The organism is Oerskovia sp. Root918 (assembly GCF_001428945.1).
In the GTDB taxonomy this organism is placed as follows: domain Bacteria; phylum Actinomycetota; class Actinomycetes; order Actinomycetales; family Cellulomonadaceae; genus Oerskovia; species Oerskovia enterophila.
In genome coordinates, this window is sequence record NZ_LMJG01000017.1 from 103,345 (window position 1) to 119,272 (window position 15,928).

General features: G+C 73.6%; 17 protein-coding genes and 1 pseudogene. 8 read left to right on the forward strand and 10 right to left on the reverse strand.

Features of this window, described 5'->3' with window-relative positions; genetic code table 11:
• Positions 1-51 precede the first annotated feature (51 nt).
• Entirely contained in the window at positions 52-474 is a 423-nt protein-coding gene (locus tag ASE27_RS18780) for a hypothetical protein (RefSeq protein WP_056654250.1), read from the reverse strand.
• Between the two features lie 144 nt (positions 475-618).
• Between ASE27_RS18780 and ASE27_RS18785 the strand changes: the two genes are divergently transcribed.
• The 4 genes from ASE27_RS18785 to ASE27_RS18800 all read left to right on the forward strand — a co-directional run bounded on the left by ASE27_RS18785 (position 619) and on the right by ASE27_RS18800 (position 3,371).
• A complete protein-coding gene (locus ASE27_RS18785; protein ID WP_162259245.1) occupies positions 619-1,269 on the forward strand; it encodes a GntR family transcriptional regulator in 651 nt (216 codons plus the stop codon).
• Positions 1,270-1,333: 64 nt separating this feature from the next.
• Positions 1,334-2,530 carry an MFS transporter gene (locus ASE27_RS18790; protein WP_056654257.1) on the forward strand — a complete coding sequence of 399 codons (1,197 nt, stop codon included), beginning with the start codon at positions 1,334-1,336 and terminating at the stop codon, positions 2,528-2,530.
• Positions 2,531-2,659: 129 nt separating this feature from the next.
• Positions 2,660-2,908, forward strand: a complete 249-nt coding sequence (locus ASE27_RS18795) for a helix-turn-helix transcriptional regulator (RefSeq protein WP_056654260.1) — start codon at positions 2,660-2,662, stop codon at positions 2,906-2,908.
• 145 nt (positions 2,909-3,053) lie between these two features.
• Positions 3,054-3,371, forward strand: a complete 318-nt coding sequence (locus ASE27_RS18800) for a cupin domain-containing protein (protein ID WP_056654263.1) — start codon at positions 3,054-3,056, stop codon at positions 3,369-3,371.
• A 16-nt stretch (positions 3,372-3,387) separates the two neighbouring features.
• Here ASE27_RS18800 and ASE27_RS18805 read toward each other — a convergent pair.
• The 3 genes and pseudogenes from ASE27_RS18805 to ASE27_RS18815 all read right to left on the reverse strand — a co-directional run.
• A pseudogene (locus ASE27_RS18805) lies at positions 3,388-4,644 on the reverse strand (FAD-dependent monooxygenase); the annotation flags it as partial.
• A 75-nt stretch (positions 4,645-4,719) separates the two neighbouring features.
• Positions 4,720-5,268, reverse strand: a complete 549-nt coding sequence (locus tag ASE27_RS18810) for an isoprenylcysteine carboxyl methyltransferase family protein (RefSeq protein WP_056654269.1) — start codon at positions 5,266-5,268, stop codon at positions 4,720-4,722.
• Complete coding sequence (locus ASE27_RS18815) at positions 5,268-6,449, reverse strand: type III polyketide synthase (protein ID WP_056654272.1); 1,182 nt, start codon at positions 6,447-6,449, stop codon at positions 5,268-5,270. The genes ASE27_RS18810 and ASE27_RS18815 overlap by 1 nt, the downstream gene beginning before the upstream one ends.
• 64 nt (positions 6,450-6,513) lie before the next feature.
• On the opposite strand from ASE27_RS18815, the gene ASE27_RS18820 reads away from it, so the two are divergent.
• A complete protein-coding gene (locus ASE27_RS18820) occupies positions 6,514-7,368 on the forward strand; it encodes a UbiA family prenyltransferase (RefSeq protein WP_200955982.1) in 855 nt (284 codons plus the stop codon).
• Positions 7,369-7,437: 69 nt separating this feature from the next.
• Here ASE27_RS18820 and ASE27_RS18825 read toward each other — a convergent pair whose 3' ends face one another.
• The 5 genes from ASE27_RS18825 to ASE27_RS18845 all read right to left on the reverse strand — a co-directional run bounded on the left by ASE27_RS18825 (position 7,438) and on the right by ASE27_RS18845 (position 11,679).
• Positions 7,438-8,409, reverse strand: coding sequence for an FUSC family protein (locus ASE27_RS18825; RefSeq protein WP_056654275.1), 972 nt, complete (start codon positions 8,407-8,409; stop codon positions 7,438-7,440).
• Between the two features lie 98 nt (positions 8,410-8,507).
• Entirely contained in the window at positions 8,508-9,479 is a 972-nt protein-coding gene (locus ASE27_RS18830) for an FUSC family protein (protein ID WP_056654279.1), read from the reverse strand.
• Positions 9,476-9,916: a VOC family protein gene (locus tag ASE27_RS18835; protein WP_056654283.1), complete on the reverse strand. Its 441-nt coding sequence runs from the start codon at positions 9,914-9,916 to the stop codon at positions 9,476-9,478. Before ASE27_RS18835 ends, ASE27_RS18830 begins: the two co-directional genes overlap by 4 nt.
• Before the next feature lie 81 nt (positions 9,917-9,997).
• Positions 9,998-11,074 (reverse strand): RDD family protein, encoded by a 1,077-nt coding sequence (locus ASE27_RS18840; protein WP_056654286.1) that lies wholly within the window; start codon positions 11,072-11,074, stop codon positions 9,998-10,000.
• A 98-nt stretch (positions 11,075-11,172) separates the two neighbouring features.
• Positions 11,173-11,679, reverse strand: coding sequence for a MarR family winged helix-turn-helix transcriptional regulator (locus ASE27_RS18845; RefSeq protein ID WP_056654288.1), 507 nt, complete (start codon positions 11,677-11,679; stop codon positions 11,173-11,175).
• A gap of 160 nt (positions 11,680-11,839) precedes the next feature.
• Here ASE27_RS18845 and ASE27_RS18850 point away from each other — a divergent pair, with 160 nt between their 5' ends.
• Both ASE27_RS18850 and ASE27_RS18855 read left to right on the forward strand, forming a co-directional pair.
• On the forward strand, positions 11,840-13,120 hold the full coding sequence (locus tag ASE27_RS18850; protein WP_056654291.1) for an MFS transporter: 1,281 nt from the start codon (positions 11,840-11,842) through the stop codon (positions 13,118-13,120).
• Between the two features lie 29 nt (positions 13,121-13,149).
• Positions 13,150-13,989, forward strand: coding sequence for an aldo/keto reductase (locus ASE27_RS18855; RefSeq protein ID WP_056654295.1), 840 nt, complete (start codon positions 13,150-13,152; stop codon positions 13,987-13,989).
• A 79-nt stretch (positions 13,990-14,068) separates the two neighbouring features.
• On the opposite strand, the gene ASE27_RS18860 is transcribed toward ASE27_RS18855, so the two are convergent.
• On the reverse strand, positions 14,069-15,436 hold the full coding sequence (locus ASE27_RS18860) for an MFS transporter (protein ID WP_082609137.1): 1,368 nt from the start codon (positions 15,434-15,436) through the stop codon (positions 14,069-14,071).
• A gap of 66 nt (positions 15,437-15,502) precedes the next feature.
• Between ASE27_RS18860 and ASE27_RS18865 the strand changes: the two genes are divergently transcribed.
• Positions 15,503-15,910, forward strand: coding sequence for a MerR family transcriptional regulator (locus ASE27_RS18865; protein WP_056654297.1), 408 nt, complete (start codon positions 15,503-15,505; stop codon positions 15,908-15,910).
• Positions 15,911-15,928 lie beyond the last annotated feature (18 nt).

The following is a 15,928-nucleotide window of genomic DNA, read 5'->3' on the forward strand; positions in this document are numbered from 1 at the left end:
CGCGGGTTGCGGAGCTCACGTCTCGGCCGGCTGGTGCCCGGCTGTTCCGCGCTACGCCGTCTGGTCCCGCGCGATCCGCACGAGGTGCAGCAGCGCCTCGAGGTCGATGTCCGCGAGCGCCTTGAACCCCACGCTCGAGCTGCCGATCTTGGCGCGCCCCAGGGTGTCGGCGTACTTCTGGGCGACGTTCTGACCGTCCTCGGTGGCGTTGACGTACACGCTGAGGTAGTTCTGCTGGACGGCGAGGCCGACCGTGAACCACTCGACGCTCCCGCCGCGGGGGCGGGCCTGGAGCAGGTCGCCGTACCCGATGATCTTCTGGTCGGTCCCGCCCCAGAAGACCCCTTCCCACAGGACCCGGGACCGGCCCGCCATCACCTCCGAGATCGCGGCGTCGAGCCGGAGGGCGTCGGCGCGGAATCGTTCGGGGACGGTCGCGAGGTACTCGTCGGGGTCGTTGCCGGTCTTCTGCACGGGTGCTCCATCCGGTCGGGTCGGCTGGTCGGACGAGGCTATGCGCCGGGGAAGGGGTGGGCGACGGGGCGCGCGGACCTGTGACCACACCGTTGCACGGGAACCTTAGATGCCCCCTTGCATCTAAGGTGTTATCGTCGAATGATGTCGCCCCGCAAGAAGCCCGAGGACCTGGCCCCCAGCGCGGTCGAGCGTGCGTTCGCCGCGGTGTCCGCCTCGATCATCACCGGGGAGATCGCGCCCGGGGCGCTCCTCACCGAGGGTGAGGTGGCCGACGAGCTCGGCGTCAGCCGCACCCCGGTCCGCGAGGCGTTCCTCCAGCTCCAGACGTGCCGCCTGCTGACGCTGTTCCCCAAGCGCGGCGCGGTGGTCGCGTCGGTCCCGGACAAGGAGGTCGCGGACCTCCTGGCGGTCAGGATCATGCTCGAGTCGTCCGCGATCCGCGCCCTGGGTGGGCAGCCGCTGCCCGACGGCGTCGCTCGCGACCTCGACGACCTCGTCGCCCAGCAGGTGGTCGCCGAGCACGAGGGCGACCTGCTCGCGTTCTCGCAGGCGGACTTCGCGTTCCACTCCCGGGTCATCCGGGCCGGGGACAACGACGTGATCGAGGACCTCTTCACCCAGCTCGGCCCGCGCCTCGAGCTCCTCACGCACCGCGCGGTCCGTCGCGACGCGACCTCGCCCACGCGCCTCCTGGCCGACCACCGCGAGCTCGCGACGCTCGCCCGCGCCGGGGACGCGGACGCCTACGAGGCCGCGCTGCGCGCGCACGTCCAGCGCGGCAACTACGGCTGACGTCCCGCCGGACCCGCCACCTCCTCGCCTGCTCCACCCGTTTCGTCGTCCTTCGAGAAAGATCATGAACCGCCTTCGCGTGCTCCCCGGCTGGCTGCGTGTCGCACCGGCCCTCGTCGTCATGGCCTGGGGTGGCAACCACTTCACGCCCCTCCTGCACATGTACCAGGACCTCGGGAACTACTCCGTGGTCACGGTCGACCTGTTCCTCGGCATGTACGTCGTGGGGCTCGTGCCCGGCCTCCTCGTGGCCGGGCCGCTGTCCGACAGGTACGGGCGCAAGCCGCTCGCCGTCGTCGGGGTCCTGGGCGGGATCGGCGCAAGCGTCCTGCTGGCGCTGGGCTTCGGCAGCGAGCTCGTCATCTGCCTGGGACGCCTCCTCGCGGGCCTGAGCGTGGGGGTCGCGATGTCGGTCGGTACGAGCTGGGTCAAGGAGCTGTCGAGCGCGCCGTTCGACCTGGTCGCCGACGCGACTGCGGGGGCGCGACGTCCGTCGCTCTCGCTCACCCTGGGGTTCGGGGTCGGCGCCGGTGTCTCGGGGGCGCTGGCCCAGTGGGGGCCGTGGCCCACGATCACGCCCTACGTCGGTCATGTGGTCCTGAGCCTGCTCGCGCTCGTTCTGCTCGCGACCGCGACCGAGACCATCGGGGGCCATCGGTCGACGACGTCGCTCCTCGCCGACCTGCGGGTCCCCGTCGCGCACCACCGCCGGTTCGTGCGGGTCGTCGTGCCCGCCGCGCCGTGGATCTTCGGGGCGGCCGGGATCGCCTACGCGGTCATGCCGCAGCTCGTGACCGAGCAGACGGGCGACCTGTCGCTCGCGTACGCGACGCTCCTGACCGTCCTGACGCTGGGCACGGGCGCCGCCGTCCAGCCGTTCGTCAAGGGGATCAACGTCCGCACGGGCGGGCGCGCGATCGTCGTGGGCATGGTCCTGATGCTGGTCGGCATGGTCCTCGCCGCGGCCAACGGCGCTGTCCTGTCACCCGTGCTCGGCGGGGTCGCCGCGGTGACGCTGGGGGCTGCGTACGGGATCTGCGTGGTCGCAGGGCTGATCGAGGTCCAGGCCATCGCGACCCCGACGGACCTCGCGGGGCTCACGGGCGTCTACTACAGCCTGTCCTACGTGGGCTTCCTGCTCCCCGTAGTCCTGGCCGGTGCGACGGCGCTCGCGGGGTACACCGTGCTCCTCGCCGTGGTCGCGGTGCTGTGCGCGGGCTGCCTGCTGGCGGTCGCTCGGGGGCTGCGCCGCACGGCGTGAGGCACTCCCGGGACGAGATGACGGGAAGTCGCGTCATGATCCCCGGTCCGGGGTGTCTCTTCCCATAGAGAGACAGCACTGGACCGACCGTGACGTGGACCCGCGGACGGCCGGCGGAGCGGAGGAACCATGTCCATCACCGAACGAGTGGCACCGGAGCCACCACAGGTCGAGGACGAGGTCGTGCTGTCCCGGCGCGAGCTCGTCGTCCTGGCGAACCTGTCGGAGGACGTGACCCTCGAACAGGTCGCCGCGCGGTTGTTCGTCACGCGCAACACGGTCAAGTCACAGCTGCGCAGCATCTACCGCAAGCTCGGCGTCTCGACGCGCTCCGAGGCGGTCGCGTGGGCGCGGGCGAACGGCGTCTCGGACCGCTGACGGCTGCCGTGTCCTGCGCGGAACGCTGCACGACGGGCCGCCATCACGGTGCCGCCGTGCCGGTCAGGGTGCGACGACGGTCAGTGGTGGGATGCTCGAAGGAACGCCTGCCGACGGCGGCGGGCCTCGACCTTCCGAGGCGAGCATGGGACAGGACCAGAACGCTGCACCGGACGACCCGACCGTCACCGACCCGGACCACTACCGGACGATCTTCGAGAACGAGCGGGTTCGGGTGCTGGAGTACCGCGACGAACCGGGGACCCGGACGCACCCGCACCACCACCCCGACAGCGTCATGTACACGCTGAGCGGGTTCGAGCGCCGCATCTCGGCGGGGGACCGCGTCATGGAGGTCGAACTCGAACCGGGCGAGACGCGCTGGCTGCCGGGCCAGGTGCACGTGGGTGAGAACACCGGGTCGACGGCGACCCACGCGATCTTCTTCGAGCTCAAGGAGTAGGTCCAGAGCGCCCCGGTCAGCGCGCGAGCCGTTCCACGACCCTCCCGTAGAGCCAGGGCGCGTGCGCCGCGAGCGGCACGATCGCGCGCCGCGCGGGCGAGGTCGCCCAGGCGACGAGCCCCGAGGTCAGCACGCGGTAGTCGCGGGTCACGCGGGTCCAGTCGCGTTCGTACGCGTCGGGATCGTCCAGGTGCCCGACGACGGCGCTCGCCTGCGCGAGCCCGACCCGCAGTCCTTCGCCCGTCAGGGCGTCGACGTACCCCGAGGCGTCCCCGACGAGGCGCACCCGGCCGGTGCTGCGCCGTCGGGACCGTTGCCTGAGCGGGCCCGCCCCGCGGACCGGGCCCAGGGGCTCGGCGTCCCGCAGGCACTCGCTCAGCTCGGTGAATCCTGCGAGGGCCTCGTCGAAGTGCGTCCCGGTGGGGCCGAGCATCGCGATCCCGACGACGTCCGGCGCCACGGGTGTCACGTACGCCTCGACGCGGTCTCCCCAGTGGACCTCGACCAGGTCCGTCCACGCGGGCACGCGGAAGTGGCGGCGCAGGCCGAAGCGACGCCGCGGGTCGGGACCGGGGCGGACGGGTGGGGCGGTGCCGCCGAGCTCGGTGGGTATGGCTGCGGCACGCGGAGTGGGTAGAGCGGCATCGCGCGGGGTGGCCGGCCCGCCCGACCCGGGACTCCCGGCCCCCGGCCCTCCCTGCCCTGCAGCACGAGCGCTCGGTCCGCCGGGGGAGCGCCCCGGGGCGTCGGGGTCGTGGCGCGCGTGCGCCAGGAGGGACTCGTGCGCGTGGGCGTCGGCGCCCACCTCGAGCCCTGCGAGGCGCCGCACGGTCGAGTGGAGCCCGTCGCACCCCAGGAGCCAGCGCGCGCTGATCCCGGCCGCGGTCACGGTCTCGGGGCGTTCGTCGATCTGCTCGACGCGGCCGCGGACGGTCGTCGCGCCCAGGGCGGCCGCGCGCTCGGCGAGCGCGGCGTGCAGCGTGGTGCGGCGCACGCCCCTGCCCTGGCCCTCGGTGAAGAGGTGGTCGGCGTGGCGGTGTGCGTCGCGGTAGCTGATGCCGCGCAGGACGTGGCCGTCGGGGTCGACGTCGAGGGCCTGGAGGGCGCGCAGCGCACCGGGCATGAGGCCTTCGCCGCACGCCTTGTCGACGGGGCCGTCGCGCGGCTCGACCACGACGACGTCGTAGCCCGCGAGCCGTGCCTCGATCGCGGCGGCGAGGCCGATCGGGCCGCCGCCCACGATCAGGACGTCGGTGTCGGTCATGGTGCGCCTGCGCCGGTCGTCAGGGGTGCGCCCGCGCCGGTCGTCACGGGTTGCGCCTGTGCCCGTCTCACGAGCTCGCCCGGCTCACGCGTGCGGCAGCGCGTCGAGCGCGCGCTCCTCGGCGGGCAGCCGGAACCGCAGCAGCAGCACGGCGTTGAGCAGCGTGAACACGAGCGCGGTGGTCCAGCACGAGTGGACGAGCGGGAGCGCGAAGCCCTCGACGACGACCGCGAGGTAGTTGGGGTGCCGGAACCAGCGCTGCCCGGGGTGCCGGGCGATCCAGCGGTACGGGCCCTTGTCGACCCACGGCAGCCCGGGGACCACGATCACGCGCGTGTTCCAGCGCGGCCCGAGCGACGCGATGCACCACCAGCGCAGCGCCTGGCTCGCGAGCACGAGCACGAACGCGGGCCACCCGACCCACGGGATGAACGGCCGGTCCGCGACGTTGACCTCGAGCACGCACGCGACGAGCAGGCCCGTGTGCAGGGCGACCATCGCAGGGAAGTGGCCACGGCCCGTCTCGACGCCCCCGCGCGCGAACGACCACCTCGCGTTGCGGGCCGAGACGACGAGCTCGGCGAGGCGTTCGAGCGCGGTCGCCCCGAGCACGACGTAGAAGAAGGCGAGCATCAACCCTCCAGCGGTGACGCGGTGCGGCGCAGGAGCACGAGCTCGGCGGAGACCCCGGGGCCGAATGCCATGAGGACGCCGTGCTGCCCGGCGCCGTCGCCGGGCGCGTCGTCGCGCTGCGCGTCGAGCGTCGCGGCGAGCACGTGCAGCACCGAGGAGGAGGACAGGTTCCCGACGGCGGCGAGCGACTCCCGGCTGTGCCTCAGGTCTGCCTCGTCGAGCCCCAGCGAGTCGCGCACGACGTCGAGGATGCGCGGCCCGCCCGCGTGCACGACCCAGGTCCCGACGTCCTCGGTCGTGAGGTCGTGCTCGACGAGCAGCGACTTCACGTCGCCCGCGAGGTGGGCCGCGATGACCTCGGGCAGGCCCGCGGACAGCACGATCCCGAACCCGCTGTCGCGGATCGTCCAGCCCAGGTGGTCGGCGGTCTCGGGGTAGAGGCGGCTGCGGGTGTCGACGACCTCGACGCCCTGGGGCATCGCGCCTGCTCCCGTGGCGCGCGTCGCCCGGGTGCCACGTGCCCCCGGATCTCGCGTGGCGCCGTCGGGCAGCGTGGGCGGGCGGCCTGCCGGGTGCGCGTCCCCGACCATGACCACGGCCGCCGCGCCGTCGCCGAACAGCCCCGTCGAGACGAGGTTCGCCATGGAGTCGTCACCGTGCTGGAGCGTGAGCGAGCACAGCTCGACCGACACGAGCAGGGCCACGTCCTGCGGGTGCCCGGCGAGGTAGTCGTGCACGCGCGCGATCCCTGCGGCGCCCGCGACGCAGCCGAGCCCGAACGACGGCAGCCGCTTGACGTCGGTCCGCAGCCCCAGCCGCGTCACGAGCTGTGCGTCGATCGAGGGCGCTGCGATCCCGGTGACAGAGGTGAAGAGCAGGAAGTCGACCTCGCCGGGGTCGATGCCCGCGGCGTCGAGAGCGGTCCGGCACGCCTCCTCGGCGAGGTCCGTGCCGACGCGGATGAAGTGGTCGTTGGCCGCGCCGAACGACGTGAGCCCCGCGTACTCGTCGAGGGCCAGGGCCGTGTGGCGCGTCCGGACGCCGCTCGCGGCGTGGAGCCGGGCGAGCACGGCGCGCGTCGCGGGCGAGCGGGTCAGCAGGGGCCCGATCGTGTCCGTGATCTCGCTCTGAGAGTGCGCGGTACCCGGCAGGGCCGGTCCGACCGCGAGCAACCGCGACATCCACGCATCGTGTCACGGGGACGCGCAGCCCGCGCGTTGCTAGCGTCGGGCGGGTGGAGACTTCGTGAGGACGCGAGCAGCGACGACGACGCTGCGGGGACTCGCGCTCGCGAGCCATGCGGGGCCCACGGTCCTGGTCACGGTGCTCGCGGGCTTCTTCGCCGTGGGCGTCGGGTCCGGCGCAGGCACGACGGCGCTCGTCACGGCCGCGGTCCTGTCCGGTCAGCTCTCGGTCGGCTGGTCCAACGACTGGCTCGACGCGCGACGCGACCGGGCGGTCGAGCGCGCCGACAAGCCCGTCGTCGCGGGGCTGGTCTCGGTCCGGCAGGTGCACGCCGCCGCGCTCCTCGCGGCAGCGGCCTGCGTGGTGCTGTCGCTCGCGACCGGGCTCGTCGCGGGGCTCGTGCACCTCGTGGCCGTCGCGAGCGCGTGGTCCTACAACGCGTGGCTCAAGTCGACCGTGTGGTCCTGGGCCCCCTATGCGGTCTCGTTCGGTCTCCTGCCGCTGTTCGTGGTGCTCGCCGCGCCCGGCGACCGTGTCGCGGCCCCCTGGGCCATGGCCGCGACCGCGCTGCTGGGCGTCGGGGCGCACGTCGCGAACACCCTGCCGGACCTCGAGGACGACCGGGCGACCGGCATCCGGGGGCTGCCGCACCGGCTCGGTCGGACGGGGGCCAGCGTGCTCGCGCCCGCCGTGCTCGTCGCGGCGGTCGGGGTCGTGGTGCTCGGGCCGCCCGGACCGCCGACCACGGTCGCGTGGGTGGGCGGAGCGGTCTCGGTCGTGCTCGCGGTGTCCGCGGGCGTGGTCGCCGTGCGACGGACCACGAGCCGGTTGCCGTTCGCGCTCAGCATGGCCGTCGCGGCCGTGTGCGCGGTCCTGCTGGTCCTCGCGGGACCGGACGTCGCGCTGGCGGGGTGAGCGGCGCCGTCGGGCCCCGTGGCGGAGCCGCTGCCGGCGGAACCGCCCGCAGCGCAGCCAGGACCCCCGTCAGGACGTGTTGGGCGCCCTGACCGCCATGATGCGGCGGCCCATCACGAGGATCGGGACCGTCGCCAACGAGGCAGCCACGATGAACACCGCGTGCTCGACGTTCGCGGCGACCAGGACGTCCTCGCCGCCCGACGTCAGGAGCACCACCGCGGGCGTCAGGAAGAGCGGCACCACCCAGAACGGGCTCCGCAGCAGAGCGCGGACCGCGCACCCCGTCAGGGCGAGCGCGACGAGGACCAGGACCACGGGGAGCTCGTCGAGCGTGTGCGCGACGACCGCGGCGAGCACCGTGCCCGCCAGGACGTCGACCACGCGCGAGCCCGCGCGCCGGAGCGTCCCGGTGAAGTACGGCTGGATCATCACGAAGACCGTGAGCAGCAGCCACCACCGGTTCCTGGCGTCGGTCCAGTCGTCGACCGTGTAGGTGATGAGACCGGCCAGGATCCCCAGGGTCAGACCGAAGTACGCCGACGCGGGACGCGGGACCGGGCGAGGGCCGGTGCCGCGCACGTTCCGTGCCAGGACGCCGCCCACGAACGTCGTCCACAGGCCGCCGAACGCGACGAGCCCCGTCATGGTGGCGACCGCTGCGGGCGAGCTCACCGCGCTCACCGTGCCCGACGGCAGCGCCACGAGCGGCGTCCCGAGCAGCGCGAACGCGGCCAGCGGACCGACGAGGCTCCCGATCCCGTGCCACCCGACCGCCGCGGACAGGCCCACCGCGGCGCCGAGCACGAGCATGAAGAGGGCCGCGCCGAGCGGCAGGTCCCGCAGGGCCGTGGCCGCGAGCATGCTCGCGGGGGTCAGGAGGCTCGCGGTCAGGGCCGCGCGGCGGTCCACCAGCAGCCCCAACCCAGCGGGGAGCATCCCGAGGTAGACGAGCGTGCCGTCCGGACGCCACGGAGAGAGCAGCAGGCCGACCGCCGGAGCGACGAGCACCAGCGCCAGGGCGATCCGCCGAGCCGTCATACGGTCACAGTAGGGCGGACCGGCCGGGACGGCGCGCGTTGGCCGGTGGTGGCCGGGCGGTGACCGGGTGGTGACCAGGTGGTGACCGGTGACGCCCGTCAGGTCGTGGTGCGTGACCGGGACGAGAGGATCCCGTGCCCCACCGCGAGGACAGCGACGGCGACCACGGCGGCCGCGGCCGTGAAGAGGGCGCGCTCGAGGTCGGCCGAGAGCAGCACGTCCTCGCCGCCCGAGGTCTGCAGGATCACCGCGGGCGTGAGGAAGAGCGTGAAGACCCAGTACGGGCGCTTGAGGTACGCCCACGCGGCCGCTCCCGTGAGCACGAGCGCCACGGCCGACAGGATGCCCGGAGAGCCGCTGAGGAAGTGGGCCACCAGGCCCGCGAGCACCGCGCCCGCGAGCGTGCCGCCGACCCGCGCGGCCGTGCGCGAGAGCGTGGCCGCGAAGTACGGCTGGACGATCACGAACAGCGTGAGCAGCAGCCACCACGAGTTCGGGGAGTCGATCCAGCCCATCGCGACGTAGGTCGCCACGCCCGTGAGGATCGCGAGCGCGACCGCGAAGTACGTCGCCGCGCGCCGGGGGACGGCCTTGGGACCCGGTAGGTGCATGCCGCGCGTGAGGACCCCGCCGATCAGCGCGGTCCACAGCCCGCCGAACGCGACCCAGCCGGCCATGGCCGCGAGGGCACCGAACGACGTCGAAGCTCCGACCGTGCCCGAGGGCAGGGCCACGAGCGGGCCGCCGATGAGGGCGAACGCCGTCTGCGGGCCCACGAACCCGCCGATCCCGTGCCATCCCTTGACCGCGGAGAGGCCCACGCACGCCCCGAGGGCGGCCATGAAGAGGGCCCCGGCGAGGGGCCAGTCGCTCAGCGAGACGCCGATCGCCATGCAGACCGCCGTGAACGGCCCGGCGACGAGCGCGGGGCCCCGGCCCACGAGCAGACCCACCCCCGCGGGCAGCATGCCGAGGTAGACGAGCGTGCCGTCGTGCTTCCACGGGGAGAGCATGAGCGCGACCATGGGGGCCACGAGCAGCAGCACGAGGCCGATCTTCTTGGGGCTCATCGCGCGGCCTCCTCGGTTGCCGGCGCCGGCGCTGCGGGTGCGGGCGTTGCGACCAGCGTCAGGCAGAACGGGTGCCCCACGGGGTCCGCGTAGACCCGGAACGGGTCGTCGGCGTGGCCCTCCTCGGCGGGGGTACCGGTCAGCGGCCGGGCCCCGGCCGCGACCGCGAGCTCGTGGCCCGCGTCCAGGTCCGGGACCGCGACGTCGAAGTGGACCCGCGCACCCGTCCGCCACGGGGCGACCGCGGCGTCCGACCGCTGGAAGGCCAGCCGCGGGCCGGGGCCGGGCGGCACGATCGCGAGCCACTCGTCGCCGTCCGGGTCCGACGTCTCGTGGCCCGGCACGTACTCCCAGCCGAGCAGGCCGCGGTAGAACTCCGCGAGGTCGCGGGGGACAGGGCAGTCGAGGGAGACCTCGAACAGGGCGAGGGAGCTCATGGCCCACACCCTAGGTCGGGCCGGTGGGTTCGGCTCGGCGAAACGGTGACAGGGCAGGGGCGGCCGGTGGATGCGCGAGGGTCAGAAGGGCGCGCGCCCGCCACAGCCCGGGATCGCGACGCCGTCGACGCGCATCTGCGCGCTCCAGCTCCACCCCGGGGCGATGCCCCGGAGGTCGTTCGCGGGGATCTCGATCGTCCCGGGACTCGTCGGATCCGCACCGAAGCCGGTGCCGTCGGTGTCGAGCGGCGTCGAGTACTCGAGCCGGCTGCCGTCCGGGCTCGTGAGGACGGCCTCGAGCGACACGTCGGCGTCGACGGGGAGGCTGCCGTCCCAGGCGATGGTGATCTCCGACCCTTCGCCCGTGGACGGCAGGGCGTGGGTGACTCCCCAGCGAGAGATGGTGCCCGCGCCGGTCGAGGTGAAGGTCGCCTCGCTGAGCTGCGGTACGCCGGGGCGCGTCGTCCGATCCCACGTGGTGCACGTGGCCGACGACAAGAAGCTGCCGCTCGTGGACGAGGTGGGCCCCACCGCGAACAATGCTCCTGCGGTGCACAGGACGGCTGCGCCCGCGGTCACGACCTGTGCGCCAGATCGCCCGGGTCGCACGAGGGGCGCGATCCACGGGTGCGGCTCGGGGGAGCGGGACAGCACGACGACCGTCGACAGGAGGCTGTCGGCGAACGTGCGGCGCTCCATGTCCCAGAGCGGACGAAGGTAGCCGATGCAGAGGATCGCGTCGAGGAAGTGCGCGAGCCAGCGCAGGACCGTCGTCACCAGTCCGACCGGTCGTCCCGAGTCCCGGTTGACGACGACGATCCCCACCGCCCGCTTGCCGGGCGTCGCGCCGGTGTAGGCCTGGAGCACCGTCATCGCGATCACCGCGCCGAGCATCCACGCGCTCTCGGACCAGCGGAGGTCGCCGACCGCCAGGCCCAGGCTCCCGTCGTTGTCGAGACCGGGGAGCATGCTCGGCGCGAGGCCGGGGCCGACGGCGACGAACATGAGCCCGGCCAGGATCGCGTTGTCGAGCAGGAACGCCACGACCCGCCGCGACCACCGTGCGTACTCGCCGAACGGCGGGATGTCTGCGGGGTCGAGCGTCGAGAACTCGTCCACCTCGTGGTGCGCTGCCGGCGTCGTCGCGATGTCCCCCATGGGGACGAGGGTCCCAGATCGGCTGCGAGTTGTCAGGCAGCCCGTCGCGCAGCCCGACGTGCCGCCCAGGGGTCAGGCCACCGGGCGCGCCCCCAGGGTCAGGCCGTCGCGCCCACGGGGGTTGTGCGCGCCGACGGCTCGACAGACGCCTCGACCGACGGCTCGGCCGGCAGCTCGTGCAGGGCCGCGACGAGGGGCGCGAGCTCCTCGACCTGGCAGGCCTCGTTGAGCGCGTCCTCGAGGGCCGCGTCGTGCGTGGGCCGGGCCTGGCGCAGGAGCTGCTCGCCCTGAGGGGTCAGCTCGGTGTAGATGCCGCGGCGGTCGTCCTGGCACAGGATGCGCGTGAGCAGGCCGCGGTCCTCGAGACGGTTGACCAGGCGGGTCGTGGCGCTGCTGCTCAGGGCCGCGGCGCGTGCGAGCTGCTGCATCCGCATGTGCCAGCCGTCCTGGCGCGAGAGAGCGTCGAGCACGGTGTACTCGACGACCGAGAGGCCGTGGTCGGCCTGGAGCGCTCGTTCGAGCGCGGTGTCGAGGATGCCGTGCAGCGCGGCGAGCGTGCGCCAGCCCTGCGAGCGGATCTCGACCGCGTCGTCCCCGATGCCCATGCGTGCCTCCTGTGCCTGTCGTGACGTCGCTCTCAACTATACCGCTTGTGTGAACTACCGGCGCGTGCAACTATTTAGGAGGCGCCTGCAACTACTGCAAGCGCCGGTTGTTGCACACACGCTCAAGCGCGGGTGCCCTGAATCAGACAAGGAGCAGCGCATGCCGCTGGGTCTTCTCGCCCTCGCCGTCGGGGGCTTCGGGATCGGGCTCACCGAGTTCGTCATCATGGGTCTCCTGCCGGAGATCGCCACCGAGTTCGGCGTGACCGAGGCCGTCGCCGGCTACCTCATCTCGGGCTACGCGCTCGCGGTGGCCGTCGGCGCGATCGGCCTCACCGCCGCCGTGATCCGCCTCGACCGCAAGACGGTCCTCGGCAGCCTCATGATCCTGTTTATCGCCGGGAACCTGGTCTCGGCCCTCGCCCCCACCTACGAGCTGCTGCTCGCCGGACGCATCCTCGCGGCGCTGTGCCACGGTGCGTTCTTCGGCATCGGCGCGGTCGTCGCGGCCGACATGGTCGCGCCCTCCAAGCGGGCCGGGGCCATCGCGATGATGTTCGCGGGCCTCACGGCCGCCAACGTCCTGGGCGTGCCGTTCGGCACGTTCCTGGGCCAGCAGTACGGCTGGCGCTCGACGTTCTGGGCCATCACGGCCATCGGCGTGGTCGCGCTCGTCGGGATCCTGCTGCTCGTGCCGTCCACGCGCCGGGCGTCCGGCGCGCACGGCGCCGCACCGGCTCGCGCCGCCTCGACGACCCCCGCTACGGGCGACCTCGCCCTCCCGGCCGGGGCTGCGCCGTCGGGCACCCCGTCCCTGCGGACCGAGCTCGCGGCCTTCCGCAACCCGCAGGTCTGGTGGTCCATCCTGGTCACCGTGCTCGGGTTCGGCGGCATGTTCGGCGCGTTCACCTACATCGCGTTCACGGTCACCGAGGTCGGCGGGTTCGCGACCACGAGCGTGCCGTGGCTGCTCGTGCTGTTCGGCGTGGGGCTGTTCGTCGGCAACTACCTGGGCGGCAAGGCCGCGGACCGCTTCCTGACCACGAGCCTGCTCGCGATCCTCGGCGCGCTGACCGTGATCCTCGCGGTCTTCGCGCTCACCGCGACGAGCCAGGTCATGACGGTGGTCTCGCTGGTCCTCATGGGGGCGTTCGGGTTCGCGACCGTGCCCGGCCTCCAGATGCGCATCATGGGCCACGCGCAGGCCGCCCCGACCATGGCCTCGGGCGCCAACATCGCGGCGTTCAACGTGGGCAACGCGCTGGGTGCGTGGATCGGCGGCCTGACCATCGCGGCCGGCCTCGGCTTCACCTCGCCCCTGTGGGTGGGAGCCGCGCTCACGCTGCTCGCGGTCGTGGCGCTCGGCGTCGCGACGCTCCAGGAGCGGCGGACCGCGGTGGCGCCCGCCCCGGCCCCCCATGTCACCGTCCCTGCAGCCTGACCCTCCCACCACCATCCTCAGGAGAAACCATGACCAGCACCACCACCGTCCCCGCGGTCGCTCTGCGCGGCGGGACGAGCATCCCGCAGCTCGGCTTCGGCGTCTTCCAGGTGCCCGACGGCGAGACCGCCCAGGCCGTCTCGCTCGCCCTGGACGCGGGCTACCGCAGCATCGACACCGCCGCGGTCTACGGCAACGAGGCGGGGGTCGGCGCGGGCATCGCCGCGTCGGGCCTGCCCCGTGACGAGGTCTTCGTGACGAGCAAGCTGTGGATCGACGCCCTGTCGCGCGAGGCCGTGCGTCCCGCGTTCGAGCAGAGCCTCGAGCGCCTCGGGCTAGACCGCCTCGACCTGTACCTGATCCACTGGCCCGCACCGGGCCTGGGCCGGTACGTCGAGGCGTGGGAGGAGCTCGTCGCGCTGCGCGACGCGGGGCTCGTCCGGGAGATCGGCGTCTCGAACTTCCAGCCTGAGCATCTCGACGCGATCGTCGCGGCCACGGGTGTGACGCCGGCCGTGAACCAGGTCGAGCTGCACCCGGCGTTCGCCCAGCGCGCCCTGCGCGAGCGCCACCGCGAGCTCGGGATCGTGACCGAGGCGTGGAGCCCGCTGGGCCAGGGCACGGTGCTGGGCGACCCGGTCCTCGGTGCGATCGCCGACGCGCACGACGTGACGCCCGCGCAGGTCGTGCTCCGCTGGCACCTGCAGGCCGGGACCGTCGCGATCCCCAAGTCCGTGACCCCCGCGCGCATCGCGGCAAACCTCGACGTGCTGGGCTTCGAGCTGTCGGCCGAGCAGGTCGAGGCGATCGACGGCCTCGACCGGGCCGACGGCCGGATCGGACCGGACCCCGACGCGTTCAACGGCTGAGCCGCAGCTCCTGCGCTGCGGCACCTGCCGTCGAGAAGTGAGCAGATGCCCCTGATCCCTGCGGATCAGGGGCATCTGCTCACTTCTCGGCGCGCCGGTTCCCGCCTGATGCCGCCGGGAACGCATGCCGCCGCGCCCCCAGCACGATCCCCACGACCGGCACCGCGAGCGCGAGCGTCGCCCACGGCAGCGCGCCGGACCCGCCCGCACCCAGCACCACACCGCCCACGATCCCGCCGAGCGCGAGGGCCCCGTTCCATGAGGTGACGAACGCGGACTGCGCGACGTCGGCCGCGGGACCCGCTGCTCGCGCGAGCGCGGTCTGGAACAGGGTCCCGCTGCCGCCGAACGCGAAGCCCAGCGCGGCGACCGCGGCGTAGACCGCGACGGGGGAGCCCGCCGCGACCGCGAGCGTCAGGCCCGCGAGCCCCAGGAGCGAGGCGGCGAGGACCGTCATGACGCGCAGGTGCGTGTCGATCAGGGCACCGATCACGACGAGGCTCGCGAACGACGTCGCGCCGAGCACCGCGAGCAGCACACCGGTCTGCGCACCGAGCCCGACGTCCTCGAGGAACACCGCGACGTACGTCGAGAACACGTTGTAGGCGAGGACGGTCAGGCCCGTCACGAGCACGACCGGCGCGACGCCGGGCAGCCGCAGCGCCTGCCCGATCGGCACCTGCGTCCCGCGCGGCTCGCCCGGGAAGTCCCGCACGCCCCAGCGCACCCACGCCGCCAGCCCGAGGCTGAGGATCGTCATGGCGCCGAACGCCCAGCGCCACCCGACGGTCGCGCCCAGTGCTGTCCCGGCCGGGACACCGAGAGCCAGCGCGAGCGGCGCGCCGCCCATCGCGATCGCGAGCGCCCGCCCGGCCTGCTCCGGCGCGGCGAGGCGCCGTGCGTACCCGGCGAGCAGGGCCCAGGTCAGCCCGGCGACGAGCCCGGCCGCGAAGCGCGCGCCGAGCGTGAGCGCGTAGCTCGACGACACGGCCGTCACGGTGTTCGCGACCGCGAACCCCGCGATCGTCGTGAGCAGCAGGCGTCGCCTGGGCCAGCGGGCCGTGGCGCGGCTGAGGGGGATCGCGGCGACGATCGCCCCGATCGCGAAGACCGTGACGGTCTGCCCGGCGGCGCTCGCGGAGACCCCGAGGTCGGCGCTGAGCGCGGGCAGCACGCCCGCGGGCAGCACCTCGGTGAGGAGCGTGACGAACCCGGTCGCGGCCAGGGCGAGCAGGGGCAGCAGGGGGAAGCTCGTGCCCGACGACGGAGCGTCCGCGGGTGCGTCGGTCCGGTCGGGGAGCGTGGCCGTCCGGGGCACAGGGGGCGCTGTGGACGTCGGGGGACTCGCAGGCGCGGCGATCGCGGCGATCGCGGCGGGCGGGGCGGGCGCTGTGGACGGCGGGGGAGCGCCGGTCGACGACTCGGTCGGAGTGGTGCACGTGGTCATGGGGTTAGCATGAATGTCTGACATGGGTGTGAAGGTCAAGCCCGACCCGCGAGAGGGGTGCATCACATGCGCATCGGCGAGCTGTCCCGCCGCACCGGCACGGCCACGCGCCTGCTGCGGTACTACGAGGAGCAGGGGCTCCTGACCCCGCAGCGCGAGGAGAACGGCTACCGCGAGTACGGCGAGCACCTCGTCGACCGCGTGCTCCAGATCCGGGGCCTGCTGGAGGTCGGCTTCCCGACGCGGATCATCGCCGAGCTGCTGCCGTGCCTCAACCAGCCGCGCGAGATCCACCTGCACAACGCCTATCCGGACAAGATCGCGCTGCTCGAGACCGAGCTGGCGCGGATGACCGAGCGCATCGACACCCTCACGAGGAACCGTGACGCGATCGCGGACTACCTCGAGGCCATCAGGGTCGACGCGGCGCCGGCCGACGTGGTGCGCGAGACGGTCACTCTCGCCGAGAAGTGAGCAGATGCCCCTGATCCG

Coding starts and splice junctions, on each gene's coding strand:
- ASE27_RS18865 (WP_056654297.1), top strand. CDS start 15,503: ATGCGCATCGGCGAGCTGTCCCGCCGCACCGGCACGGCCACGCGCCTG.
- ASE27_RS18815 (WP_056654272.1), bottom strand. CDS start 6,449: ATGTCGCGGTTGCTCGCGGTCGGACCGGCCCTGCCGGGTACCGCGCAC.
- ASE27_RS18835 (WP_056654283.1), bottom strand. CDS start 9,916: ATGAGCTCCCTCGCCCTGTTCGAGGTCTCCCTCGACTGCCCTGTCCCC.
- ASE27_RS18850 (WP_056654291.1), top strand. CDS start 11,840: ATGCCGCTGGGTCTTCTCGCCCTCGCCGTCGGGGGCTTCGGGATCGGG.
- ASE27_RS18845 (WP_056654288.1), bottom strand. CDS start 11,679: ATGGGCATCGGGGACGACGCGGTCGAGATCCGCTCGCAGGGCTGGCGC.
- ASE27_RS18855 (WP_056654295.1), top strand. CDS start 13,150: ATGACCAGCACCACCACCGTCCCCGCGGTCGCTCTGCGCGGCGGGACG.
- ASE27_RS18840 (WP_056654286.1), bottom strand. CDS start 11,074: ATGGGGGACATCGCGACGACGCCGGCAGCGCACCACGAGGTGGACGAG.
- ASE27_RS18785 (WP_162259245.1), top strand. CDS start 619: ATGTCGCCCCGCAAGAAGCCCGAGGACCTGGCCCCCAGCGCGGTCGAG.
- ASE27_RS18810 (WP_056654269.1), bottom strand. CDS start 5,268: ATGCTCGCCTTCTTCTACGTCGTGCTCGGGGCGACCGCGCTCGAACGC.
- ASE27_RS18830 (WP_056654279.1), bottom strand. CDS start 9,479: ATGAGCCCCAAGAAGATCGGCCTCGTGCTGCTGCTCGTGGCCCCCATG.
- ASE27_RS18790 (WP_056654257.1), top strand. CDS start 1,334: ATGAACCGCCTTCGCGTGCTCCCCGGCTGGCTGCGTGTCGCACCGGCC.
- ASE27_RS18825 (WP_056654275.1), bottom strand. CDS start 8,409: ATGACGGCTCGGCGGATCGCCCTGGCGCTGGTGCTCGTCGCTCCGGCG.
- ASE27_RS18795 (WP_056654260.1), top strand. CDS start 2,660: ATGTCCATCACCGAACGAGTGGCACCGGAGCCACCACAGGTCGAGGAC.
- ASE27_RS18860 (WP_082609137.1), bottom strand. CDS start 15,436: ATGACCACGTGCACCACTCCGACCGAGTCGTCGACCGGCGCTCCCCCG.
- ASE27_RS18800 (WP_056654263.1), top strand. CDS start 3,054: ATGGGACAGGACCAGAACGCTGCACCGGACGACCCGACCGTCACCGAC.